The organism is Streptomyces sp. NPDC093598, assembly GCF_044764825.1.
Classification (GTDB): Bacteria; Actinomycetota; Actinomycetes; order Streptomycetales; family Streptomycetaceae; genus Streptomyces.
The window spans coordinates 233421-257707 of the sequence record NZ_JBIWIV010000010.1 but is presented as its reverse complement, the minus strand read 5'-3'; the positions used below and the strand labels follow the sequence as shown (position 1 = coordinate 257707).

Here is a 24287-nt window from a genome sequence, read left to right as displayed (position 1 = left end):
CGCGACGGACAGCTGCTCGCGGGTGGACGGGCCTGCCGGGGCGGGGCTTGTGGTGATTAGGCTGGGACGGGGCGCGCCGTCAGAACCCGTGGTAGGCGTGGGCGTCCCGGGGGGAAGGCGGGGGAGCCTGTGGATCGGACGACCTCGGACGACCTCGCTACGCCTCACACGGCTTCGCACGACGTCGGACGACAAGCAAGGGTCGCCCCCAGCACGGCATGAGGGTGCTCGACCACACCAGGAGGAACACTGTGAGCAGCGATCGGGACGGGATCCGCGGGGGCTGGGCGACACCCGGCGATGACCAGCCCGACGCGGAGTCCGCAGCAGAGGTGACGGGCGAGTTCACCATCGACTACGCGCCGCCCGCCTGGTACACGCAGAACGCCTCGGGGGGTTCGGGGCAGGGGGCGGGGGCGTCCGAGGACTCCAGTGCTTCGGGGGCGCCCGGGGGTTCCGGGCCGGGGGCTTCCGGTGTGCCCGGGGCGAACGGGGCTTCTGGTGTGGCCGGCGGTTCCGGAGCACGGGCTGCCGGGGTGCCCGGAGGTGCCGGGATGCCGAAGGGGCCGGTGCCGCCGCTGCCCGGGCTCACTCCGCCGCCGCATGCCAACCCTTCGGGTGGGTCTTCGTCCCTTCCGGCGTCCCTGCCGGGGCAGGCGTCCGCACCGGCTCCCGCGCCCGGGGCGCCCTTCACTCCTCCCGCGCCGGCGCCCGCTCCGGGCGCTCCGTTCACGCCTCCCGCGCCCGCGCCCGGTGCGCCCTTCGCGCCGCCGGCGCCGCCCGCGCAGCCCGCGCCTTCTTCGCAGGGCCCTTCCGCCGTACCCAGGCTTCCGATGGGCAGCGGCTTCGAGCCGCAGGGGGCGCAGCCGGGGGACCGGTCTCAGGGGCAGTCCGAGGCGCCCGCGGGTGACGCGGCCTCTCCTACGGCCGTGCCGAACATCCCCGTCGGTGGGTATCAGTCGCCGTGGACGCCGCCGGCTCCGCCGGCGGCACCGGTCGTTCCCGGGACTCCGCCTGCCGCTCCTCAGACTCCGGCCACTCCGCAGACTCCGGCCACTCCCGAGGCTTCGGCGGCGGCTTCCGGTGCTGCCGCGGAGCCGGAGAACGGCGATCTGGAGAGCGGTGCCACCATGCGTTTCTCCGCCGGCGCCCTGAAGCGGGAGATCGAGGAGCGTGCCGCTGCGGAGGCGGCTTCCCCGCCCGAGGCCCCCGACGTCACCGAGGCGGAGGACACCGACGGGGCGGCCGGTGGCGGTGCCCGTACCGAGGACGCGGAGGACGAAGGCCCCGGTGTGGAGGCGGACGACTCCGCCGCGGTTTCGGAGTACGCGCTGGACGCGGACGCCTTCACCGACGTGCCGCCGGTCGAGGAGGCCGAGCCGGAGAACACCCGGCCGGAAACCGAGGACGTGGCGCCCGAGGTGCTGGAGCCGCAGGTCGCAGCGCCCGAGGACACGGAGTCCGAGGACGCCGGGTCGGAAGACGCCGAGTCCCAGGACGCCAAGGCCGACGACACGGAGTCCGAGCAGGCACAGCCCGCGGACGCCCAGCCCGAGCACGCACAGCCCGGAGACGCCCAGCCCGACTCCGACGCGCCTGAGGACGCGGTGCCGGCCAGGGCCGAGCACGAGCGCGAGGACCCGGTGGCGCCTGCTGCCGAGCCGGCCGACGCGCCCCCCGCCGACGGCGCGCCCGCGCAGAACGAGCCGGAGGACGCCGTACCGGCCGTACCGGTCTCCCCCGATGCCCCGCCGAGCCCGCCGTCCGACTCCACTCCCCCGCCCCCGCAGGGCGTGCCGCCGCTGCCGCCGTCGTACCAGCCGGCCGCTCCGGTCCCGGCGAGCGAGTGGCCCGCCCCGCCGCAGCAGCAGCCCCAGGCGCAGCCCTCGGACCCGAACGCGCCCGCTCAGCCGCAGCCGCAGCCGACGGCCGCACAGGGACAGCCTCCGGTGCCGCCGCAGCCCTACGTGCCGGCACAGCAGCCGCCGTTCCAGCCACAGGCGCCGCAGCCCGCGCCCGCCTCGTGGAACCAGCCTGCCGCACCGACGCCGCCCCACCAGCCGCCCACCCAGCCCGCACCCCAGCCCGGGGGCTATGGCTTCCCGCACCCGGGAGCTCAGGCCCCGGCCGCGCCGAACGCACAGGGCGGCTACGGCTTCCCGCACCCCGGTGCCCCCGCCCCGGCCGCACAGCCCCCGGCCCCGCAGCCGGACGGCCCGCACGCGCCCCCCGCACAGGGCGGCTACGGCTTCCCTCAGCAGGGCGCCCCCGCCCCGGCAGTCCAGCAGCCCCCGGCCCAGCCCCCTGTCACTCCCCCCACCCCCGCGCCGACGCCGCAGGACGGCTACGGCTTCCCGCAGCCGGGCGTCCCCGCCCCGGCCGCGCCCGACCCCCAGGGCGGTTACGGCTTCCCGCACCCCGGCGCCCCCCACGCACAGGGCGGCTACGGCTTCCCCCAGCCGCCCGCACAGCAGTACCCGACTCAGCCTCACCCCGGCGTGCCCCCGCAGGCCCAGCCGCAGCCCGAGCCCCGGTCTCCGCACGGCGGGCAGCCCGACCCGTCGGGGCAGCCGCACCCCGGGCAGCAGCCGCCCCGGCAGCCCGTGGACCCCCGTACCGGTGCCGCCTGGCCGCAGCCCATGCAGCACGACCAGCGGCAGCCGACCAACCCCGGGGCCGCGCCGCTCGGTTACACCGCTGCCGTGGAGCTGTCGTCCGACCGGCTGCTCAACAGCAAGAAGCAGAAGGCGAAGAGCAGCCGTCCGGTGGCCGGAGGCGGGCGGTTCAAGATCGGCGGGAAGAAGGAGGAGGCCGAGCGGCAGCGGAAGCTCGACCTGATCCGCACGCCCGTGCTGTCCTGCTACCGGATCGCCGTGATCAGCCTCAAGGGCGGTGTCGGCAAGACGACCACGACCACCGCGCTCGGCTCCACGCTGGCCACCGAGCGACAGGACAAGATCCTCGCGATCGACGCCAACCCGGACGCGGGCACCCTCGGGCGCCGGGTGCGGCGGGAGACCGGGGCCACCATCCGTGACCTCGTCCAGGCGATCCCGTACCTCAACTCGTACATGGACATCCGGCGGTTCACCTCTCAGGCCCCCTCGGGTCTGGAGATCATCGCCAACGACGTCGACCCGGCCGTGTCCACGACCTTCAACGACGAGGACTACCGGCGCGCGATCGACGTGCTGGGCAAGCAGTACCCGGTGATCCTCACCGACTCCGGTACCGGTCTGCTCTACAGCGCCATGCGCGGCGTGCTGGACCTCGCCGACCAGCTCATCATCATCTCGACGCCGTCCGTGGACGGTGCGAGCAGTGCGAGCACCACGCTGGACTGGCTGTCCGCGCACGGGTACGCCGACCTCGTCTCGCGGTCCATCACCGTCATCTCCGGGGTCCGCGAGACCGGCAAGATGATCAAGGTCGAGGACATCGTGACGCACTTCGAGACGCGCTGCCGGGGCGTCATCGTCGTGCCGTTCGACGAGCATCTCGCCGCCGGGGCCGAGGTCGACCTCGACATGATGCGGCCGAAGGTGCGGGAGGCGTACTTCAACCTCGCGGCGATGGTCGCCGAGGACTTCGTCCGCCACCAGCAGTCGCACGGACTGTGGACCTCCGACGGCAACCCGCCGCCGGTCGCGGCCCCGCCGCTGCCGGGGCATGCCATGCCCGGCCAGCCCGGACCCGGTCAGCCCTACGCCCAGCCGGGCCAGCCCCCGTACCCCGGGCAGCAGCAGCCGGCTCCCGGTCAGCAGGCCCCCGGCCGGCCGGGCCCGTACCCGCAGCAGCCTCAGGTGCCTCAGCAGCCGCAGCCCGGGCAGCCGTATCCGCAGCAGGGCCCGCCCCCGGCCCAGCCCGGTCAGCCGTACCCGCAGGCCGCGGGCCAGCCGCCCTACCCGCAGCCGGGGCAGCCGGCGGCCCACCCGGGGCAGCCGTACCCCCAGCCCGGACAGCCCCCGGCCGCACCCCCGCAGCCGGGCTACGGCTACCCCCAGCCCGACGGGCAGACCCCGCCGCCCCCGCCTCCTTCGCAGTAATCGCCTCACCCGATCGGCCCCTTTCGAGGGGCCGATCCCTTTGGTGGCCCGCGCCGTTCCGACTCGGCGCGGGCCTCGGCGCGTTCAGGGGTGAATTCCGTTGCCAGGCCCTGGCCAGGAGGGCGTCAGTGGTCTCGACCAATGGGTGCGAAAAGCTCGCCAATTCGTTATTTCCGCAGGCCACAAGGGGTGAAAGCGGCGTTGACGGGTGGAGAGGCCGCTGGTACACACACATCACGCATCTGACAGCTGATCAACCCGTCCTTCCCGTCCGAGCGATGACGCGAGGTCCGACCATGGGCACGAACGATCAGAAGCACAGCCTCCCGCGCGGCCTCCGGCTCGTCGCCCTGGCCGGGGCGGCCGCGCTCACCCTCACCGCCGGTCTCGCGACCCCGCTCGATCCGGCGCCCCAGCAGGCCCGGGCGGCCGACGACGGCAAGAAGGTGCTGACCGTCGCGGTGGCGCAGAGCGTGGACTCGCTCAGCCCGTTCCTCGCGGTCCGGCTGCTCAGTACGAGCATCCACCGGCTCATGTACGAGTACCTGACCAACTACGACCCCAAGGACAACCACGCCATCCCGGGCCTGGCCACCAAGTGGGAACCGTCGCCGGACAAGCTGACCTGGACGTACACGATCCGCTCCAACTCCGCGTGGTCGGACGGGCAGCAGGCCACCGCCGAGGACGCGGCCTGGACGTTCAACAAGATGATGACCGACACCGGCGCGGCCACGGCGAACGGCAGCTACGTCGGGAACTTCCGCAAGGTGACCGCCCCGAGCCCCACCAAGCTGGTCATCGAGCTGAAGAAGCCGCAGGCCACGATGGCCGCGCTGGACGTGCCGATCGTGCCGAAGCACGTGTGGGAGAAGGTCTCGGACTTCTCCGAGTTCAACAACGACAAGACCTTCCCCGTCGTGGGGAACGGGCCGTTCGTGCTGAGCGGCTACAAGGCCGACAGCTACGTCCGGCTCAAGGCCAACAAGAGCTTCTGGCGCGGGTCACCCAAGTTCGACGAGCTGGTCTTCCGCTACTACAAGGACCAGGACGCGGCCGTGTCGGCGCTGCGCAAGGGCGAGGTGTCCTTCGTCGCCGGGTCCCCGTCCCTGACGCCCGCTCAGGCCGAGTCCCTCAAGGGCGCGGACGACATCCAGGTCAACGACGCCCCCGGCCGCCGCTTCTACGCCCTCGCCACCAACCCGGGGGCGAAGGCGAAGAACGGCAAGAAGTTCGGCGACGGCCACCCCTCCCTGCTGGACCAGCGGGTGCGCCACGCGCTGTTCCGGGCCGTGGACCGCGAGGCCATCATCGACAAGGTGTTCCGGGGCCACGCCGTCGAGGGCGAGGGTTACATCCCGCCGCGCTTCCAGGACTACTTCTGGAAGCCGTCCGCGAGCCAGAAGCTGGCGTACGACCCGGCCGAGGCCGCCCGGCTGCTCGACCAGGCCGGGTACAAGAAGAACGGCGACGGCAAGCGCGTCGGCAAGGACGGCAAACCGATCACCTACCGCGTGCTGTGCCACGCCACCGACCCGAACGACAAGGCGGTCGGCAAGTACCTCCAGGAGTGGTGGGGCAAGCTCGGCATCGGCGTCCGGCTCAACTGCCTGGACAACGTGACCGACCCCTGGCTGGCAGGCAAGTACGACCTGGCGTTCGACGGCTGGTCGGTCAACCCCGACCCGGACTTCGTCCTGTCCATCCACACCTGCGGGGCGCTTCCGGCGACCCCCGAGGAGACGGGCGCGACGGACAACTTCATCTGCGACAAGAAGTACGACGAGCTCTACGCCCGGCAGCTGGCCGAGTACGACCCCGCCAAACGGGCGGACATCGTCAAGCAGATGGAGTCGCGGCTGTACGACCTCGGGTACATGAACGTCATGGCGTATCCGAACGCGGTCGAGGCCTTCCGGACGGACCAGATCAAGTCGATCACCACCATGCCGGCGAAGGCGGGCAACATCTACGGCCAGGACGGCTACTGGAGCTGGTGGTCGGCGGTCCCGGCGGACTCCGGCGGATCCTCGGACAACGCGTCGTCGACGGGCGTGGTGGTCGGGATCGTCGCGGGTGTCGTGGTGCTGGCCGGGCTCGGCGCCTTCGCGGCGATGCGGCGGCGGGCGACCGCCGAGGAACGCGAGTAGGGCGGCGAGCGGGCACTCATGACCGCTGACGCGACCCCCGCGCTGGTCGAGGACAAGCAGCAGACGGCGGCCGGGCCGCGGGTACGCAAGAGCTCCGCGTACCCGCGGTACCTGGCGGGCAAGGTGGCCGGTGCCGCCGTGTCGCTGCTGGCCGTCCTCGTGACCAGCTTCTTCCTCTTCCGGCTGATCCCCGGCGACCCGGTGAAGACCATGACGGGCGGTCGTCAGGTGTCGGCGGAGCAGCTGGCCGCCTATCGCGAGGAGTTCGGGCTCGACCTGCCGCTGTGGCGGCAGTTCAGGGACTACTGCGGCAAGGCGCTCACGGGCGACTTCGGCACGTCGTACCAGTTCCGTGCCCCCGTCGTCGACAAGATCACCGAGGCGTTGCCGAACACCCTGCTGCTCACGGGGACCGCGTTCGTCCTCTACACGGCGCTGGGCATCTTCCTCGGCACCCGGTCGGCGTGGCGGCACGGCAAGCTCGGCGACCGCGTCAACACGGGCCTCGCGCTGACGCTGTACTCCATCCCGTCCTTCTGGCTGGGACTGCTGCTGATCATCGTGCTGTCGGTGGGCATCGGCCCGCTGCCCGGCATGTTCCCGACCGGCGGCATGGAGTCGGGTGGCGAGGAGGGCTTCGCGTACGTCCTCGACGTGGCGCACCATCTGGTGCTGCCGGTGGTGACGCTGGTGGCCGTGGAGTACGGGCAGACGCTGCTGGTCACCCGCTCGGCGCTGCTGGACGAGATGGGCAGCGACTATCTGACGACCGCGCGGGCCAAGGGGCTGCGCGACGACCTCGTACGCCGCCGGCACGCCGTGCCGAACGCGCTGCTGCCGACCGTGACCCTCATCTTCATCAACCTCGGCCGGACGGTGGCGGGCGTGATCCTGGTGGAGACGGTGTTCTCCTGGCCCGGCCTCGGCGGGCTGTTCTACCAGGCGCTGAGCGTGCCCGACCTGCCGCTCGTGCAGGGGCTGTTCTTCGTGTTCGCCGCCGCGGTGATCCTGATGAACACCCTCGCCGACCTGGTCTATCCGCTGCTGGACCCCCGGGTGGCCCGATGACGACGACGACCGGGACGACCCCGAGCCCGCGTGCCCTGGCCCGGCAGCGGCGCCGGGCCTCCGTCGCCCGCTTCTGGCGGCGGTACCGCTCCGAACGGGCGGGGCTGTACGGCCTGACCGCGCTCTCGCTGTGCGCGCTGCTGGCGCTGTTCGCACCGCTGTTCGTCGGCTCCGACGTGAGCAGCGTGACCGACGCGCCGGGGCGTCCGATGCAGAGCCCGAGCGCCGAGTTCCCGCTCGGCACCGACCAGTTCGGGCGGGACCTGCTGGGCCTGGTGATCTGGGGCTCGCGGGTGTCGCTGCTGGTGGGGCTGCTGGCCGCCGTGCTGTCGGTGGCGATCGGCACCCTGATCGGGGTGACGGCGGGGCACTTCAAGGGCTGGTACGCGACGGTGATGATGCGGATCACCGACTGGTTCCTGGTCATGCCGACGCTGGTGCTGGCGATCGCTCTCGCGACCGTGATGTCCCGCTCGCTGACCACGACCGTCGTCGCGATCGGCGTCACCACCTGGCCGACCACCGCCCGGCTGGTGCGCGCCCAGACCCTCGCCGTGGAGACCCGGCCGTACATCGAGCGGGCGCAGGCGCTCGGCGGCGGCCACTGGCACATCATGTCCCGGCACGTCCTGCCCAATGTGATGCCGCTGGTGCTGGCCCAGACGACCCTGATCATCTCCTCGGCCATCCTCGCCGAGGCGACCCTCGCCTTCCTCGGCCTGGGCGATCCGACGGTCGTGTCGTGGGGCGGGCTGCTCCAGGACGCGCGCGAGGCGGGCGCGGTCAGTGCCGGGGACTGGTGGTACCTGGTGCCGCCGGGCATCGCCATCGCCGTGGTGGCGCTGGCGTTCACGCTGTGCGGGCGGGCCGTGGAGTCCGTCCTCAACCCCAGGCTGGGGGTGTCGCGTTGAGTCTGCTCGACGTCAGGAACCTGACCGTGACGTACGCGGGCGGGGCGGCCGCCGTGCGCGGGGTCGACCTGCGCCTGGAGGCGGGCCACAAGCTCGGCCTCGCCGGGGAGTCCGGTTGCGGCAAGTCCACGCTGGCACTGGCCCTGCTGCGGCTGCTGCCGGCGGGTGCCCGGATCACCGGGGAGGTGCTCCTCGACGGCGAGGACGTGCTGACCATGAAGTGGGGCCGGGTGCGGGCCGTCCGCTGGGCCGGGGCCTCCATCGTCTTCCAGGGCGCGATGCACTCCCTCAACGCCGTGCACCGCGTCGGCGACCAGATCGCGGAGCCGATCCTGCTGCACAGGAAGGCGACCGCCGCCGGGGCGAAGAAGAGGACCGGCGAGCTGCTGGAGCAGGTCGGCCTTCCTGCGGCCCGCGCGGACGCCTACCCGCACGAACTGTCCGGCGGGCAGCGCCAGCGCGTCATGATCTCCATGGCACTGGCCTGCGACCCCCGGCTGATCATCGCCGACGAGCCGACCACCGCCCTCGACGTGATGATCCAGGCCCAGATCCTCCGGCTCATCGAGCAGCTGGTCGCGGACCAGGAGCTCGGCCTGATCATGATCAGCCACGACCTGGCGGTCCTCGCCGACACCTGTGACCGGCTCGCGGTGATGTACGCGGGCCGGGTGGTCGAGGAGGGCCCGGCCGTCCAGGTGTACGAGGACGCCCGGCATCCGTACGCCCGGGCCCTGTCGGCCGCGTTCCCGCGCATCGGCGACCCGGCGTCCCGGTTCGCGCCGCAGGGGCTGGCGGGCGACCCACCGGACCCGGCCGCGCTGCCGTCCGGCTGCACGTTCCATCCCCGGTGTCCGGTGGCGCTGGAGTCGTGTGCCGAGGAGGACCCGGTGCTGCGCGAGGCGGGACCGGAGCGCCGGGCGGCGTGTGTGCTGGTCGGGCCGCCGGCGGCCGGGTCCGAGATCTCGGACGCGCAGGCGGCGCACCCTTCACGGGCCCGTGACGAGCGGTCGGCCGAGGAACCGGAGGCCCTGGAGGAAGCGAGGCCCAGCACGCCATGACCACGTCCCCGACGGCCCCCGAGGTCACCACGGCCCCGCTGCTGAGCGCCCGGGGCCTCCACGTCACGTTCCCCGGCCGGCACGGCGGCCCCCGGGCCCGCGCGGTGGACGGCGTCGACCTCGACATCCGCCCCGGCGAGATCGTCGCGCTGGTCGGCGAGTCCGGCTGCGGCAAGACGACCCTGGCCCGCAGTCTGCTGGGGCTGGTCGAGCCGACGGCGGGCCGGGTCGCCTTCGACGGCCGCCCGCTGGACTACTCCGGCCGGTCCCTCAAGGCCTACCGCAAACGCGTCCAGCTGGTCCTTCAGGACCCGAGCGGTTCCCTCAACCCCCGCCACACGGTGTACGACGCGGTCGCCGAGGGCCTGCGCATCCACGGCTACGGCGGCGACGAACGCACAGCGGTCGCCGAGGCCCTGTCCCGGGCCGGTCTGCGCCCCCCGGAGCGCTTCTTCCTGCGCTACCCGCACGAACTGTCCGGCGGGCAGCGCCAGCGGGTCGTCATCGCCGGCGCGCTGGTCCTGGAACCCGAACTCCTCGTCGCCGACGAGCCGGTGGCGTCCCTGGACGCCTCGGTACGCGGCGAGATCCTCGCGCTGCTGCTGCGCCTGCGCACCGAACTGGGCCTGTCCGCGCTGGTCGTCACGCACGATCTGGGTCTGGCGTGGAACATCGCCGACCGGGTCGCCGTGATGTACCTGGGCCGGATCGTGGAGACGGGTGCCGTGGAGCAGGTCCTGACGGCACCGCGGCACCCCTACACGCAGGCGCTGCTGTCGGTCCTCCCTGAGGCCCCGGGTGCCCCGGTCGTCCTCACGGGCGAGCCCCCGGACCCCTCACGCGTCCCGCCCGGCTGCCGCTTCCACGTCCGCTGCCAGATCCTGTCGAGCGGCGAGGCGGAACGCGCGGGCGTGGCGGAATCGTGCAGGGGCCGGGACTTGGCCGTGCTGAGCGGGGGCGGGGAGTCGCAGGTCGCTTGTCACTGGGCGGTTGCCCCGCGCCCTTAGGTGCGCGGGGAACTGCGCGACCAGCCATGGCGCACCCGCAGACGGCCTACCCGAGACCTAGGCAGCCCCCTCGGCCGCCACCAGCTCCCTGCACTTCTGGACGTCCCGCCCCATCTGCTCCAAAAGCGCATCCAGCGTCTCGAACTTCGCCTGCCCCCGCACGAACGCCAAGAAGTCGACCGCGACATGCAACCCGTACAGATCGAGCCCCACCCGGTCGATGGCGTACGCCTCCACCGTGCGCTCGGTCCCCTCGAACTGCGGATTCGTCCCCACGGAAATGGCGGCCGGCATCACCTCACCCTGGGCGTGCAGCCAGCCGGCATACACACCGTCGGCCGGGATGGCGGTGTGCGGCAGCGTCTCGACGTTGGCCGTCGGGAAGCCCAGTTCCCGCCCGCGCTGCGCGCCCCGGACGACGACGCCCTCGACCCGGTGCGGACGGCCCAGGATCTCCGCCGCGCCCCGGACGTCGCCCTCGGCGACCAGTCGCCGCGTCAGCGTGGAGGAGAACGGCTCGCCGCCGCCCGCCTCACCGGTCACGTACAGGTCGACGACCTCGACCTCGAAGTCGTAGGTCTTGCCCTGCGTGGACAGGAACTCCACGTTTCCGGCGGCCTTGTGGCCGAAGCGGAAGTTGGGTCCCTCGACGACGGCCTTGGCGTGCAGCTTGTCGACCAGGACCTTGACGACGAAGTCGGCCGGGGACAGCTTCGAGAACTCGGTCGTGAAGGGGAGGATGAGCACCGCGTCCACGCCCAGGTCGGCCATGAGTTCGGCGCGGCGGTGGTGCGGGGCGAGCAGCGGCGGGTGGCTGCCGGGGCGGACGACCTCGCTGGGGTGCGGGTCGAAGGTGACGACGACGGCGGGCACGCCCAGCTCCCGGGCGCGGTCCACGGCATGCCGGATGATCAGCTGGTGTCCGCGGTGGACTCCGTCGTAGGAGCCGATGGTGACGACGCTGCGCCCCCAGTCCTGGGGGATGTCCTCCAAGCCACGCCAGCGCTGCACTGTGCCTGCTCCTTGTCGAAAGCTCGTCGAACCCGTGTCCGGTCGTTGTCCGTGGTTGCCTCGTGCGCAGGTCTAAGGGTGCCATGCCGGGTGCCTCCTGCCCGCATCGGCATGGGGGCTGTGACAGGGCGCACGGCGGCGTGCTGCGGCCCGGCGCCCCGGAGCGGTCATGCGGGGACGCCGGCGCCCGCCAGGTTCTCGATCGTCCGGTGGGAACTGGGCCCGACCAGTGCCGCCCACTCGTCGGGCGCGTCGGCCAGCCAGCCGGCCGCGCGGGCGGCGAAACCGGGCACGTGCCGGCTCAGGTCGACCAGCGCGCGGTCGAAGCGGGCGGCGCCCTCCGGGGTGCGCACGAGGAGCAGTCCGACGCGGTGGACGAGGTCGCGCAGGTCGTCGCCGCAGTTGCGGGCGGCGGCGTGCAGCAGCGCGTCCAGGACGTCGGTGTCGTGCTCGCGGGCCAGGAGCGCGTCGCGCAGTTCGCGGCGCAGCGGCCGTGAGGCGGGGATGCCCGGCGGCGTGAGGACGGCGGCGAGGGCGCAGCGCAACCGCACGTCACCGCCCTCCAGCAGGCCGGTGACCAGCGGGAGGAGCACGGGCCGGGCGGTGGGGCCCCGGTCGAGCCGCTGGTCCGTATACGCGGCCACCTGCCCGGCGAGTTCCGGCCGCTGCCGTGCCGCCCGGCACACCAGGGCGGCGATCCGCCGGGCCAGGCCGGGCGGGGTGGCGTCGGCGAGTGCCCGCAGCGCCTCCTCCGCGTCCGACCGTTCCAGCCGGGCCGCGAAGGCCCCGAGGACCGGCTCGGGGTCGGTGAGGAGGGCCCCGGCCAGCGCGTCCGGTGAGACCTGCGGGTCGCCCGCCGCGAAGTGTTCCAGTGCCCGGGGGAGGTAACGGGCCCGGGTGCGGGGGTCCTGGACGAGGAGGGCGAGCGCACCGCCGTGCAGGGCGCGGTCGGCGGGGCGGGCGAGCAGGGTGAGGGCGGCGTAGCGCAGGAGGGCGCGGTCGCCTCCCGTGCTCACATGCGGCGCGACGCGCAGTCCGTGCGTCACCGCGGCGCTGCGCCGCGCCGGCCGTTCGTCGCGCGCCCACCGGTCGACGGCCCGGCACACCGCCGACGGCTCCTCCTCGGCCAGCACGGCGAGGAGTTCGTCGGCCCGCCGGTGCGCGCGGTCGACGAGCACGTCCGTCAGCTCGTCCAGGGCGCCGTGACGGTGGGTGTGCAGCAGCGCCTGCGCGGCGGTGGCCACGGTCGCGTGCGGGGTGGCGGGCAGCGGCTGCTCGTCGTGGAACCAGCGGACGAGCTGCGGTTGCGCGGCGGCGGGATCGCCGGCGAGGAGTCCGGCGACGGCGTCCAGGAACCGCGGCCCGGCCTCGCACGGCGGCCCGTCGGCGTGCACCAGCCGCCGCAGCAGCGTCCAGCGCGCCTCCTCGGGCAGCCGTACGCCCGTCCAGAAGGCGGGTCCGAGCTCCTCCGGCACGGGCCGCTCCTGCCGCCGCCAGGCCACGATCCGGTCGGTGAGCAGCCGCAGCACCTCCGCGTACGGCGCCGCGTCGGGCAGGGCCGACAGCGTCCCGGCGAGCAGCCGGGCGGCCCACCAGGACCGCGGATCGGCGTCCAGGGCGTGGACCAGGTCGGCCAGGCGGGTGGCCAGTCGACCGGTGCCGTGCTGCCGGGCGAGGCACAGCAGGGCCTGGACGACCGGCCCGATGCGGTGGCGCGGCACGGGGTCGGACTGGGTGTCCTCGCCGCGGTGGACGAGGACGTGCAGAGCCTCGTCGAGGTCGAGGTGCGTGCCCTGGAGCCAGTCGGCGAGCCCCTCGTGCGCGAAGCGGAAGCCGCGCCCGGCGGGCACGAGCAGCCCCTCGGCGAGTACGGCCGACGCCCAGCCCGGGCAGCCGCCGAGCCGCGCCGGGGCGGGCCCCCACGGGAACACCGCCTCGAACGTCTCCCGGTCCAGGTCCCCCGACCCCGGGCCGAGGCTGCGGCGGGCGGCCTCGTGCACCTGCCCGGCGACCTTGGCGGCCAGCCGGCGTACGGCGGTGCCCCGCAGGCCGTGGCCGGCGGCCAGCCGCTGGGCGATGCGCAGGGACATCAGGTCCAGGTAAGCCGAGAAGACGTCGTTCCGGTCGACCGCGGCCGCCTCCAAGGGCTCGGTGACGGCCGCCCGGACCTCGGCGAGCAGACCGAGGGTGAGGGGATGCCGGGCGTCGGCCGGGACGAGGGCGCGTTCCGGGATGCCGTGACTCCGGTACGCCTCGCGGGCCTCGTCCTCGGTGAGGTCGCCGAGACGCACGCACTGCTCCGCCGGGAAGGACGCGGTCTCCCAGTACTCCGGCCGGCACGCCACCACCAGCCGGGCTCCCGTCTCCCGCAGCCACCGTGCGGTCCCGTCCGTCCAGTCGGTCGGACGGCGGGCCAGGGCCGGTGGCATCTCCTCGGGGCCGTCGAGCAGGAGCAGCAGAGGGCGGTCCAGGGCGTGGGCGAGGTGGGCGAGGCGCTCGGGCGTGGTGTCGCCCAGGTCGCCCCGAGCCGTGGCGGCCGCCACGGCGGGGGCGGCCCGGTCCAGCGCCCGGCGTGCCGCGTCCGCCACCGACGTGTCACCGTCCCTCAGTTCACAGCCGCGCAGCCACAGCGTGGGCCGCCCGTCTCGCCGACGCCGCGCGGCGAGCGCCGCGAGTTCCGTCGTACGACCGCTGCCCGGTGGTCCGACGAGGCCGAGCACGGTCGCCGGGCCTCCCATGAACGCGGTGAACTCTGCCGCCACGGCCGCCCGTTCGACCGGTTGCGGCACACCGGGGCCGTCGGGCGGGCCCTCCAGCGCCACCGAGGCGCCGGTCAGCTCCAGCACCCCGGCCAGGTTCAGATCGGCCCCGTAGGCGGGGACCGTCGCCGCGTTCTCGGCGAGCAGTTCGGCGAGCGGGCCCCCGGTTCCGGTGACCCGGGAGTGCAGCGGTACGGCGAACCCGACGTCGCGGTGGTCGGAGCTGAGCGCGGTGCCGAGGACTGCGACGACGGCGCCGGTCCCGGCGTCGAGCACGGGCCCGCCGGCCGCCCCGCCGCCCGGCCGCAGGGCGTCCCGCCCCGCCGTGCCGACCGCCAGCTCCAGGGCGTCGAGGCGGTGGCAGCGGTCCGTGGCCGCGTACGTCACGGCGGCCGGGCCCAGCACCCGGGCCTCGCGCCAGCCGCCCGCGGCGATCCGCACATAGGCGCCGGTTCCGGCGCCGTCCCGCACGGTGACGGGCAGCGGCGGCACGCCGAGCCCCTCGGTCCGTACGAGGGCCAGGTCCAGCGCGGGCAGCGGGGTGATCGCGTCGGCGGCCACGACCCGTCGGCGGTCCCCGGCCCCGTGCAGCACGAGCCGGGACAGGCCGTCGACGGCCTCGTGGCTGGTGATCAGCGTGCCGTGGTGGTCGGCCAGGAAGCCGGTGCCGCGGGGGCGGCCGGCCAGGTCGTGGATACGGACGAGGGCGTCCCCGGGGATCGCCCCGTCCTCGTGCCCTGCTGTTCCGGGGCGGTCCGGGGAGCCTTGTGGGCTGTCGTCCGCTTCCCGGGACCGGTTCCGCGACGCCATCGTCGAGCCTCCCCGCCGTACACCCGTGCCCTTGTGTTCGACAGTAGGGGCGGGATGATCAGCGGGACAGATCGCTCCGCGAAAGCGCCCCCTTCCGCTCCCCCGGTTCACTCCGAGCGCCCGCACGGACGGGTGAAGGAACCGGGGCGGCTGGATACACCCTAGGGGTGGGGGAACCGAGGGGGGACCGTGGAGCGGCGGCAGTGGAGGTACCCCGTGGCCGCCGCTCCACGGACGGGCACCCGGTCCCCCGGTTCCTCCGTCAGGCGAAGACGGCCAGGCTCTTGGCCTTGCCCCGCTGCTCCTCGACGAGGGCGAGGAAGCGGCCCTCCGGGTCGAAGACGGCGACGGGGCCGGAGCCCGCGTACGTCTCGGGCATCTCCAGGCGTACGCCGTTGGTGAGCAGCTTGGCCCGCCGGACGTCGACGTCCCAGCGGGGGAACGCGGCCGCGGCGGCCTCGGCGATCGGCATCACGGTCAGCTCCTGCTGGAGCTGGTCGAGCGTGCGGGCCGCGTCCAGCTTGTAGGGGCCGACGCGGGTTCGGCGCAGGGCGGTGAGGTGACCGCCCACGCCGAGGTCGGCGCCCAGGTCGCGGGCCAGGGCCCGGATGTACGTGCCGGAGGAGCAGACGACCGAGACGACCAGGTCGAGTACGGCCGTGCCGTCGTCTGCGACGGCGTCCCGGACGTCGTACACGCCGAAGGAGGAGACCGTCACGGGCCGGGCCGGGATCTCGAACTCCTCGCCTTCCCGGGCCCGCTTGTAGGACCGCACGCCGTTGATCTTGATGGCGCTGACCTTGGACGGCACCTGCATGATGTCGCCGGTCAGCTTGGCGACCCCGGCGTCGACGGCGTCGCGGGTGACCGCGGAGGCGTCCGTGGAGGAGGTGATCTCCCCCTCGGCGTCGTCCGTGAGGGTGTTCTGCCCGAGCCGGATGGTGCCCAGGTACTCCTTCTCGGTCAGCGCGAGGTGGCCGAGCAGCTTGGTGGCCCTCTCCACGCCGAGGACGAGGACACCCGTCGCCATCGGATCGAGCGTGCCGGCGTGCCCGACGCGTCGCGTTCTGGCGATGCCGCGCATCTTGGCGACGACGTCGTGCGAAGTGAAGCCCGACGGCTTGTCGACGATGACAAGGCCGTCGGGCGTGGTGTGCTTCTGGGTCATTCGGCGCTGTCGTCCGTCTCGTCGTCCTCGGGCTTGCGGTACGGGTCGGCGTCGCCGGCGTACTTCGCGCCCGCGGACGCCTCGCGCACCTTCTCGTCGGACTCGCGCGCCTTGTCGAGGAGGTCCTCGATGGTGCGGGCGGTGTCCGGGAGGGCGTCCATGACGAAGGCGAGGGTCGGCGTGAACTTCACGCCTGCGGCCCGGCCCACCTCGGAGCGCAGCACGCCCTTGGCGCTCTCCAGGCCGGCGGCGGCCGCCGCGCGCTCCTCGTCGTCCCCGTACACGGTGTAGAAGACGGTCGCCTCCCGCAGATCACCCGTGACCCGGGTGTCCGTGATGGTGACGTGCGAGCCGAGCCGCGGGTCCTTGATCCCGCGCTGCAGCTTCTGGGCCACCACCTCTCGGATGAGGTCCGCCAGCCTCTTAGCCCGCGCGTTGTCGGCCACTGGTCCGTCTCCTTAACTGCTTACTTGTTGCTTCAGTCTTCGTCGCTGTGGAGCCTGCGTCGAACCGAGAGCAGTTCGACTTCGGGCCGCCCGGCGACCAGCCGCTCACAGCGGTCCAGTACGTCGGTGAGGTGTCCCGGCTCCCCTGAGACCACGGCGAGACCGATCTCGGCCCTGCGGTGGAGGTCCTGGTTGCCCGTCTCCGCCGCGCTCACACCGTACTTGCGCTGGAGTTCGGCCACGATCGGACGGACGAGAGAGCGTTTTTCCTTGAGCGAGTGGACGTCGCCGAGGAGCAGATCGAAGGACAGAGTCCCCACATACATGTGTGTATCCGGATGTCCCGCCGGTTCGGGGTACGGGCGCCGCGCTTGGACGCCGATACGGGAACCGTACACGCAACGGCCGGGGCCGATCGACGGAACAAGTCCCGCCGACCGGCCCCGATCGTGACTCAGGTCAGACGCGCGGCTTCTCGCGCATCTCGTACGTCGCGATGACGTCGTCGACCTTGATGTCGTTGAAGTTGCCGAGGTTGATACCGCCCTCGAACCCTTCGCGGATCTCGGTGACGTCGTCCTTGAAGCGACGCAGACCCTCGATGTTGAGGTTCTCCGCGACCACCTTGCCGTCGCGGATGAGGCGCGCCTTGGTGTTGCGCTTGACCTCGCCGGAGCGGATGAGAACACCCGCGATGTTGCCCAGCTTGGACGACTTGAAGACCTCGCGGATCTCCGCCGTACCGAGCTCGACCTCTTCGTACTCCGGCTTGAGCATGCCCTTGAGGGCCGCCTCGATCTCCTCGATCGCCTGGTAGATGACCGAGTAGTACCGGACGTCGACACCCTCGCGCTCGGCCATCTGCTGCGCACGCCCGGCGGCGCGCACGTTGAAGCCGATGACGATGGCGTCGGAGCCCATGGCCAGGTCGATGTCGGACTCCGTGACCGCACCGACACCACGGTGCAGGACGCGGATGTCGACCTCTTCGCCGACGTCCAGCTGGAGCAGAGAGGACTCGAGCGCCTCGACGGATCCGGAAGCGTCACCCTTGATGATGAGGTTGAGCTGCTGGATCTCGCCGGCCTTGAGCACCTTGTCCAGGTCCTCGAGGGAGACACGGCGCGTGCGCTTGGCGAACGCGGCGTTGCGCTCACGGGCGGCGCGCTTCTCGGCGATCTGACGGGCCGTACGGTCCTCGTCGACCACCAGGAAGTTGTCGCCCGCACCCGGGACGTTGGTGAGGCCCAGGACCTGCACCGGCGTCGAGGGACCGGCCTCGGCGACGCTGTTGCCGTTGTCGTCGTGCATCGCCCGGACGCGGCCGTACGCGTCGCCGACCACCATGGTGTCGCCGACCCGCAGCGTGCCGCGCTGGACGAGGACCGTCGACACGGCACCACGGCCGCGGTCGAGACGGGACTCGATCGAGATGCCCTGCGCGTCCTGGTTCGGGTTGGCCCGCAGGTCGAGCGAGGCGTCGGCCGTGAGGATCACGGCCTCCAGCAGGGAGTCGATGTGCAGACCCTGCTTGGCGGAGATGTCGACGAACATGGTGTCGCCGCCGTACTCCTCGGCCACGAGGCCGTACTCGGTCAGCTGACCGCGCACCTTGGTCGGGTCGGCGCCCTCGACGTCGATCTTGTTGACCGCGACGACGATCGGGACCTCGGCCGCCTTGGCGTGGTTGAGCGCCTCGACCGTCTGCGGCATGACGCCGTCGTTGGCCGCGACGACCAGGATCGCGATGTCCGTCGACCGCGCACCACGGGCACGCATGGCGGTGAACGCCTCGTGACCCGGGGTGTCGATGAAGGTGATCTTGCGCTCTTCGTCGTTGACCTCGGTCGCGACCTGGTAGGCACCGATGTGCTGGGTGATGCCGCCGGCCTCGCCCGCGATGACGTTCGTCTTGCGGATGGCGTCGAGGAGCCGGGTCTTGCCGTGGTCGACGTGACCCATGACGGTGACGACCGGCGGGCGGACCATCAGGTCCTCCTCGTCGCCCTCGTCCTCACCGAACTCGATGTCGAAGGACTCGAGGAGCTCGCGGTCCTCCTCCTCGGGGCTGACGATCTGAACCGTGTAGTTCATCTCGTCGGCGAGGAGCTGCAGCGTCTCGTCGGAGACGGACTGCGTGGCCGTGACCATCTCGCCGAGGTTCATCATGACCGCGACGAGCGACGCCGGGTTGGCGTTGATCTTCTCCGCGAAGTCGGTGAGGGAAGCACCACGCGACAGGCGAACGGTCTCGCCGTTGCCGCGAGGCAGCATCACACCGCCGACCGACGGGGCCTGCATGGCCTCGTACTCCTGGCGCCTCTGCCGCTTCGACTTGCGGCCACGACGCGCGGGACCGCCGGGACGGCCGAAGGCACCCTGCGTGCCACCACGGCCACCGGGACCGCCGGGACGACCACCGAAGCCGGGACGGCCACCGCCGCCGGGACCACCGGGACGACCGGCGAAACCGCCGCCACCGCCACCGGGACCACCGGGACGACCGGCGAAACCGCCACCGCCGCCACCGGGACGACCGGCGAAGCCGCCGCCACCCGGGCGACCGCCGCCGCCACCGGGACGACCGCCGCCGCCGGGACCGCGGCCGCCGGGGCCACCGCCACCGGGACGCGGGCCGGCAGCCGGACGCTGCGGCATCATGCCGGGGTTCGGACGCGGGCCGCCCGGACCGCCGCCGGGACGCGGACCGCCGCCCTGCGGGCGGGGCATGCCGCCCGGGGTCGGACGCGCGCCGCCCGGAGCCTGCGGACGAGGACCGCCGCCGGCACCCTGCGGACGGGGACCGCCCTGGCCCTGGCCCTGCGGGCGCGGGGCGCCACCGGGCGCACCGGGGCCGCCGGGACGCGGGGCACCGCCCGGACGGGGCGCCTGCGGGCGCGCCATGCCGGTGGAACCACCAGAGGTGAACGGGTTGTTGCCCGGACGGGGACCCGCCGGACGGGCACCGGGACGCGGGGCGCCGCCACCCTGGCGCGGAGCGCCGGGACGGTCGCCACGCTCACCACGGCCCTGGCCACCCTGGCCGGGACCGCCCTGACGCGGAGCACCCGGACGCGGCGCCTGGCCGGCCGGACGCGGGGCACCCGGACGCGGTCCGGAGCCCTGGGACGCGGCCGGGGCGGCGGGAGTCGACGGGGGCGCCGTGAACTCGGGCGTGGTCGGAGCCGGAGACGCCGGGGCGGGCCGCGGCGCGGGCTTCGGGCCCGGGGTGGGACGGGGGCCGGGAGCGGCCGGCGCGGCGGGAGCCGCGGGCTTCTCGGCGGCGGCCGGCTTGGGGGCCGGCGGGCGCGGGGCGGCCGGACGGGCAGCCTGCGCGGGTGAGGGGGCGCCCGGCTTCGCCGGGGCAGCCTTGCGGGCAGGAGCGGACTTGCCGCCTCCGCTGCCCTGCTGGAGGGCGTCCGTCAGCTTGCGTACAACAGGCGCTTCGATCGTCGAAGACGCCGAACGGACGAATTCACCGAGTTCCTGGAGCTTGGCCATGACGACCTTGCTCTCGACACCGAACTCCTTGGCGAGTTCGTAGACCCGGACCTTAGCCACTTCGCTCCTTTGAGGTCCGGGTTGCGTCCGGACCGTCGCTAGTTCATGGGCGTACTCATCGCGTACTCATCGAGTGCTCATCGCAATCTCGACCTGCTTTCGACTCGCGAGGTACCTAGCCGCACGGGGTTCCGTACGGCACGTCTTACCGTGTTGCCTGCTCGGCAACTGTCGTCTGCTCGACGTATCGGCGCAACGCCTTTGTGTCGAGCGGTCCCGGGACGCGCAGTGCCCTCGGGAACGCCCGGCGGCGTACCGCCTGGTCGAGACAGACCGGTGCGGGGTGTACGTACGCACCCCGGCCGGGCAGCGTACCGCGTGGATCAGGGACGCATGCGTCCTCGATCGCCACGATCCGCAGCAGTTCCGTCTTGGCCGCTCGCTCCCGGCACCCCACACACGTGCGTTCAGGGCATGCTTGGTCGCGCGTCCGGCCAGACACCGTTAAGTCTACCTCCCCGTGCGCGCCTCATCCCTTTGGGGCAGGATTCGAACAGTTGGCGCGCATGAACCTGTCGTGATCTGAACGGCCCGCGGCTTGGATCTATTCCTCGGAGTGGTTACCGGCCGGTTCCGTGTCCGGGCGGATGTCGATCCGCCAGCCGGTCAGCCGGGCCGCGAGGCGGGCGTTCTGCCCTTCCTTGCCGATGGCCAGGGACAGCTGGTAATCGGGCACGGTCACCCGGGCCGACCGGGTCGCCATGTCCACGATCTCCACCTTGGACACCCGGGCCGGGGACAGCGCGTTCGCCACCATGTCCCCCGGGTCCTCCGACCAGTCCACGATGTCGATCTTCTCACCGTTCAGCTCAGCCATCACGTTGCGCACCCGGCCGCCCATGGGGCCGATGCAGGCGCCCTTGGCGTTCAGGCCGGAGCGGGTGGACCGTACGGCGATCTTCGTGCGGTGACCGGCCTCCCGGGCGATCGCGGCGATCTCCACCGACCCGTCGGCGATCTCCGGCACCTCCAGGGCGAAAAGCTTCTTCACCAGGTTGGGGTGCGTGCGCGACAGCGTCACGGACGGACCGCGGACGCCCTTGGCGACCCGGACCACATAGCTGCGCAGCCGCATGCCGTGCGGGTAGGTCTCCCCCGGCACCTGCTCCTGCACCGGCAGGATGGCCTCGAGCTTGCCGATGTCGACGAGCACGTTCTTCGGGTCACGGCCCTGCTGGACCACACCGGTGACGATGTCGCCCTCGCGGCCGGCGTACTCACCGAGCGTCGCGTCGTCCTCGGCGTCGCGCAGGCGCTGCAGGATGACCTGCTTGGCCGTGGTGGCGGCGATACGGCCGAAACCGGACGGGGTGTCGTCGAACTCGCGGGCCTCCTGGCCCTCCTCGAGGTCGTCGGGGTCCTCCTTCGCCCACACGGTCACATGGCCGGTCTCCCGGTTGAGCTCCACGCGCGCGTGGCGGCGGCTTCCCTCGGTGCGGTGGTAGGCGATGAGGAGGGCCGACTCGATCGCCTCGACCAGCAGGGGGAAGGAGATCTCCTTCTCCCGAACCAAGCCCCGCAGGGCACTCATGTCGATGTCCACGGCTACGCCTCCTCTTCCTTCTTGTTGTCCTTGTTGTCCTTGCGGCTGAACTCGACCTGGACGCGCGCCCGGACGATGTCGTCGAAGACGAGTCTGCGCGCGGTGGGCTTGCGGCCCTTCACCCCGGGCACCTCGGTGTCGACACCCTCGTCGTCGACCTTCAGGATCCTGGCGACCAGCTCGCCGCCCTCGGCCAGCTGGAACTTCACCAGCCGGTCCGTGGCGCGGACGTAGTGCCGGTGTTCCGTGAGGAGGCGCTCCGCGCCCGGGGTGCCGACCTCGAGGGTGTACTCGCCCTCGCCCATCGCGTCCGTCTCGTCGAGCTTCGCCGAGAGCGCGCGGCTCACATCGGCGATCTGGTCCAGGTCGGCGCCCGTGTCCGAGTCGACGACGACGCGCAGCACACGCTTGCGTCCGACGGAGTCCACCTCGATCTCTTCGAGATCCAGGCCCTGGGAGCTGACGAGCGGTTCCAGTAGCTCTCGCAGCCTCTCGCTCTGGGTGGTGCTCATCCGGGTGACTCCTCGGCCGCGTGTGCTGTTGTGGGACGGTGCGCGTGTCTGGTCAAAGGGTATCCGGTCGCGGGGAGTGTTGCCGTCCACCCGGTCACGAACAGTGCCGCTGAGTGATGCCGGGCGGAGGGCCGGGTACCGTGATCACGGGCGTGCAGCCCTTGCAGTCGCTGTCTTTCTCGAATGTTTCTCGAAACGAGCCCCGAGGACGTCTGACGTGCCGTTCCCCTCATCGCCGCGCGCCCGCTCGGGGCCGCGCAGAAGGAGTCTGCTCGCCGTCGCCCCCGCGGCCCTCGCCCTGTCGGGCTGCACCGGCGGGGAATCCGGTGGGCCGGGCGGCGACGGTCCGTCGGCCGCCGACCGGGCCCGCGCGCGTGCGGCCCGGGACAGCGAGGGGCTGGTGGAGCGGTACGACGCGGTGATCGCCGCCCGGCCGGGGCTCGCGGGGCGGCTGCGGCCGCTGCGCGAGGAGGTCGTACGGCACGCGCAGGCGTTCGGCGGTGGCCGGAAGGCGTCGCCTTCCGCGCCCTCCGCGGTTCCTCCGTCGGCGTCCTCCTCGGTGTCGCCCGCTCCGTCCGCGGCTGTGCCGGGAAACGACAAGGACGCCCTCGCCGGGCTCGCCGCCGCGGAACGGGAGCTCGCCGACCGGCGGGCCAAGGCGCTGGGCGGGGTACCGGGTGAGCTGGCGCGGCTGCTGGCGTCGGTGGCGGCGGCCGGGGCGGCGCACGTGTATCTGCTGACGGAAGGTGACGCGTGAGCGAGGCGAAGGACCGGGAGCTCAGGGCCCTCCAGGCGGCGCTGGCGGCCGAGCACGCGGCGGTGTACGGGTACGGCGTCGTCGGCGGGAGGATCGGCGGGAGGCAGCGCGCCGAGGCACTCACGGCGTACGACGCGCACCGGGCGCGTCGGGATGCGCTGGTGCGCGAGGTGAAGGACCTGGGGGGCCGGCCGGTGGCCGCGTCCGCCGGATACGCGCTGCCGTTCGCGGTGCCGGACGCGGCGGCGGCCGTGCGGTTCGCCGCCGAGCTGGAGGACCGGGTGGCCGGGGTGTACGCCGACCTGGTGCGCGCGGCGGGTGGCGGGCGGCGGGCGCTGGCCGCCGAGGCGCTGCGGGAGGCGGCGGTGCGGGCGGTGCGCTGGCGCGGCGGGAGCGTAGCCTTCCCTGGGCTCGCCGAGCGGGCCGGCACGGCCCCGCCCTCGGCGGCGCCGACGGCGTGACCCGCGCAGGGCATGCACCGCGGACGGTACGAAGGGAACGACTCGCGCATGGTTTTCGAACCGCCGGAGCGTCTGGTCAGGGCGCTCGGTGAGACGGCGCCGGACGGTGACGACTGGCTGGGGAAGCTGCCCGAGGCGGCGCAGCAGGCCGTCGCGCTACGCGAGTTGACCGTGGAGCGGGTGCAGGTGCCCGGCGGGCGCAGCAGCCTGGTCGTGCTGGTGCGGGTGGCCGACGGGACGCCCGCCGTGCTGAAGCTGGCGCCGGGCCGGGCCCGTCCGGAGGCGGAGCGGGCCGCGCTCGCGCACTGGGCCGGGCGGGGTGCCGTACAGCTGCTCGAGCCCTTCTCGGTCGAGGGCGTGCTGCTGCTGGAGCGGCTGCATCCGGATGTGTCGGTGCGGTCGCTGCCGGAGGCGAAGGCGCTGCTGGAGGCGGCGGGGACGCTGCGGCGGCTGTGGGTGGAGCCGCCCGCCGACTTCACCTTCGAGACCGTGGCCGAGCGGACCGGGCGGCAGGCCGAGGCGATGCGGGCGCGGGCGCAGGCCGATCCCGAGGTGGCCCCGCTGGTCGACCTGGCGCTCGCGGCGCGTGAGGAGCTGCTGGCCGCGCCGCCCGAACACCGGTTGCTGCACGGCACGTTCCGGCAGAGCAAGGTGCTGGCCGGGGAGCGGATGCCGTGGCTGGCCGTGGGGCCCGACCCGGTGGTCGGCGAGTGCGCGTTCGACCTGGCCCGGCTGGTCCGGGACCGGGTGGAGGACCTGATCGCCCAGCCGTCCGGCGCGGCCACGACCCGGCGCCGGGTGAAGCGGCTGGCCGAGTCCCTGGACGTGGACCAGGAGCGGCTGCGGGGCTGGACGCTGTTCCGGGCCGTGGAGTCGGGTGTGCGGGCAGGGCGAGTCGGCCGGCCGCGCGATGCGGAGCTGTTGCTGGAGTTCGCCGGCTGGCTGTAGGGCGTCGGGGCTGAGGGGCCGGGTCCCTGGCCCCGAGTGCCGGGCGGACTGGATCGGTCAGCCCGCCC

At 73.3% G+C, this 24287-nt stretch carries 18 protein-coding genes; 9 read left to right on the top strand and 9 right to left on the bottom strand.

The annotated features are described in order from the left end of the window. Window positions 1-218: 218 nt before the first annotated feature. The 6 genes from ACIRDU_RS27180 to ACIRDU_RS27155 all read left to right on the top strand — a co-directional run bounded on the left by ACIRDU_RS27180 (window position 219) and on the right by ACIRDU_RS27155 (window position 10243). The gene (locus tag ACIRDU_RS27180) at window positions 219-4046 is read left to right on the top strand and encodes an SCO5717 family growth-regulating ATPase (protein WP_403583800.1); all 3828 of its coding nucleotides are present in this window, start codon (window positions 219-221) and stop codon (window positions 4044-4046) included. A 296-nt stretch (window positions 4047-4342) separates the two neighbouring features. After that, a complete protein-coding gene (locus ACIRDU_RS27175) occupies window positions 4343-6196 on the top strand; it encodes an ABC transporter substrate-binding protein (RefSeq protein WP_403583797.1) in 1854 nt (617 codons plus the stop codon). Window positions 6197-6214: 18 nt separating this feature from the next. Then, the gene (locus ACIRDU_RS27170) at window positions 6215-7264 is read left to right on the top strand and encodes an ABC transporter permease (RefSeq protein WP_403583794.1); all 1050 of its coding nucleotides are present in this window, start codon (window positions 6215-6217) and stop codon (window positions 7262-7264) included. Beyond that, a complete protein-coding gene (locus ACIRDU_RS27165; RefSeq protein ID WP_403583792.1) occupies window positions 7261-8175 on the top strand; it encodes an ABC transporter permease in 915 nt (304 codons plus the stop codon). Before ACIRDU_RS27170 ends, ACIRDU_RS27165 begins: the two co-directional genes overlap by 4 nt. Next, on the top strand, window positions 8172-9236 hold the full coding sequence (locus tag ACIRDU_RS27160) for an ABC transporter ATP-binding protein (protein ID WP_403583788.1): 1065 nt from the start codon (window positions 8172-8174) through the stop codon (window positions 9234-9236). The genes ACIRDU_RS27165 and ACIRDU_RS27160 overlap by 4 nt, the downstream gene beginning before the upstream one ends. Next, window positions 9233-10243, top strand: a complete 1011-nt coding sequence (locus ACIRDU_RS27155; protein ID WP_403583785.1) for an ABC transporter ATP-binding protein — start codon at window positions 9233-9235, stop codon at window positions 10241-10243. Before ACIRDU_RS27160 ends, ACIRDU_RS27155 begins: the two co-directional genes overlap by 4 nt. Window positions 10244-10300: 57 nt before the next feature. Here the strand turns inward: ACIRDU_RS27155 and ACIRDU_RS27150 are convergent, their stop codons facing one another. The 9 genes from ACIRDU_RS27150 to rimP form a co-directional block, all read right to left on the bottom strand. Further along, a complete protein-coding gene (locus ACIRDU_RS27150) occupies window positions 10301-11254 on the bottom strand; it encodes a bifunctional riboflavin kinase/FAD synthetase (protein WP_403583783.1) in 954 nt (317 codons plus the stop codon). A gap of 167 nt (window positions 11255-11421) precedes the next feature. Next, complete coding sequence (locus tag ACIRDU_RS27145) at window positions 11422-14823, bottom strand: trypsin-like peptidase domain-containing protein (RefSeq protein WP_403583780.1); 3402 nt, start codon at window positions 14821-14823, stop codon at window positions 11422-11424. A 262-nt stretch (window positions 14824-15085) separates the two neighbouring features. Next, window positions 15086-15991, bottom strand: coding sequence for a tRNA pseudouridine(55) synthase TruB (truB, locus tag ACIRDU_RS27140; protein ID WP_403583777.1), 906 nt, complete (start codon window positions 15989-15991; stop codon window positions 15086-15088). Then, window positions 15988-16437 carry a 30S ribosome-binding factor RbfA gene (gene rbfA / locus ACIRDU_RS27135; protein ID WP_403583774.1) on the bottom strand — a complete coding sequence of 150 codons (450 nt, stop codon included), beginning with the start codon at window positions 16435-16437 and terminating at the stop codon, window positions 15988-15990. Before rbfA ends, truB begins: the two co-directional genes overlap by 4 nt. Window positions 16438-16469: 32 nt before the next feature. Beyond that, window positions 16470-16763: a DUF503 domain-containing protein gene (locus tag ACIRDU_RS27130; RefSeq protein WP_097221188.1), complete on the bottom strand. Its 294-nt coding sequence runs from the start codon at window positions 16761-16763 to the stop codon at window positions 16470-16472. Window positions 16764-16896: 133 nt separating this feature from the next. Beyond that, window positions 16897-19998 (bottom strand): translation initiation factor IF-2, encoded by a 3102-nt coding sequence (gene infB / locus ACIRDU_RS27125; protein WP_403583772.1) that lies wholly within the window; start codon window positions 19996-19998, stop codon window positions 16897-16899. A gap of 145 nt (window positions 19999-20143) precedes the next feature. Beyond that, window positions 20144-20440 carry a DUF448 domain-containing protein gene (locus ACIRDU_RS27120; protein WP_390989232.1) on the bottom strand — a complete coding sequence of 99 codons (297 nt, stop codon included), beginning with the start codon at window positions 20438-20440 and terminating at the stop codon, window positions 20144-20146. 102 nt (window positions 20441-20542) lie between these two features. Further along, complete coding sequence (nusA, locus tag ACIRDU_RS27115; protein ID WP_403583770.1) at window positions 20543-21541, bottom strand: transcription termination factor NusA; 999 nt, start codon at window positions 21539-21541, stop codon at window positions 20543-20545. 2 nt (window positions 21542-21543) lie between these two features. Continuing rightward, window positions 21544-22053: a ribosome maturation factor RimP gene (gene rimP, locus ACIRDU_RS27110; protein ID WP_403583768.1), complete on the bottom strand. Its 510-nt coding sequence runs from the start codon at window positions 22051-22053 to the stop codon at window positions 21544-21546. Between the two features lie 217 nt (window positions 22054-22270). Here rimP and ACIRDU_RS27105 point away from each other — a divergent pair, with 217 nt between their 5' ends. The 3 genes from ACIRDU_RS27105 to ACIRDU_RS27095 are packed head-to-tail and all read left to right on the top strand — an operon-like array spanning window position 22271 to window position 24219. Next, window positions 22271-22810 carry a hypothetical protein gene (locus ACIRDU_RS27105; RefSeq protein ID WP_403583766.1) on the top strand — a complete coding sequence of 180 codons (540 nt, stop codon included), beginning with the start codon at window positions 22271-22273 and terminating at the stop codon, window positions 22808-22810. Next, window positions 22807-23271, top strand: a complete 465-nt coding sequence (locus ACIRDU_RS27100; protein ID WP_403583763.1) for a DUF4439 domain-containing protein — start codon at window positions 22807-22809, stop codon at window positions 23269-23271. The genes ACIRDU_RS27105 and ACIRDU_RS27100 overlap by 4 nt, the downstream gene beginning before the upstream one ends. Window positions 23272-23319: 48 nt before the next feature. Beyond that, on the top strand, window positions 23320-24219 hold the full coding sequence (locus ACIRDU_RS27095) for an aminoglycoside phosphotransferase family protein (protein ID WP_403583760.1): 900 nt from the start codon (window positions 23320-23322) through the stop codon (window positions 24217-24219). Window positions 24220-24287: the final 68 nt, after the last annotated feature.

Bases quoted from the DNA above. Each gene is read 5' to 3' on its own strand.
- ACIRDU_RS27180 (WP_403583800.1), top strand. From the start codon at position 219: ATGAGGGTGCTCGACCACACCAGGAGGAACACTGTGAGCAGCGATCGG.
- ACIRDU_RS27175 (WP_403583797.1), top strand. From the start codon at position 4,343: ATGGGCACGAACGATCAGAAGCACAGCCTCCCGCGCGGCCTCCGGCTC.
- ACIRDU_RS27170 (WP_403583794.1), top strand. From the start codon at position 6,215: ATGACCGCTGACGCGACCCCCGCGCTGGTCGAGGACAAGCAGCAGACG.
- ACIRDU_RS27165 (WP_403583792.1), top strand. From the start codon at position 7,261: ATGACGACGACGACCGGGACGACCCCGAGCCCGCGTGCCCTGGCCCGG.
- ACIRDU_RS27155 (WP_403583785.1), top strand. From the start codon at position 9,233: ATGACCACGTCCCCGACGGCCCCCGAGGTCACCACGGCCCCGCTGCTG.
- ACIRDU_RS27145 (WP_403583780.1), bottom strand. From the start codon at position 14,823: ATGGCGTCGCGGAACCGGTCCCGGGAAGCGGACGACAGCCCACAAGGC.
- truB (WP_403583777.1), bottom strand. From the start codon at position 15,991: ATGACCCAGAAGCACACCACGCCCGACGGCCTTGTCATCGTCGACAAG.
- ACIRDU_RS27130 (WP_097221188.1), bottom strand. From the start codon at position 16,763: ATGTATGTGGGGACTCTGTCCTTCGATCTGCTCCTCGGCGACGTCCAC.
- rimP (WP_403583768.1), bottom strand. From the start codon at position 22,053: ATGAGCACCACCCAGAGCGAGAGGCTGCGAGAGCTACTGGAACCGCTC.
- ACIRDU_RS27095 (WP_403583760.1), top strand. From the start codon at position 23,320: ATGGTTTTCGAACCGCCGGAGCGTCTGGTCAGGGCGCTCGGTGAGACG.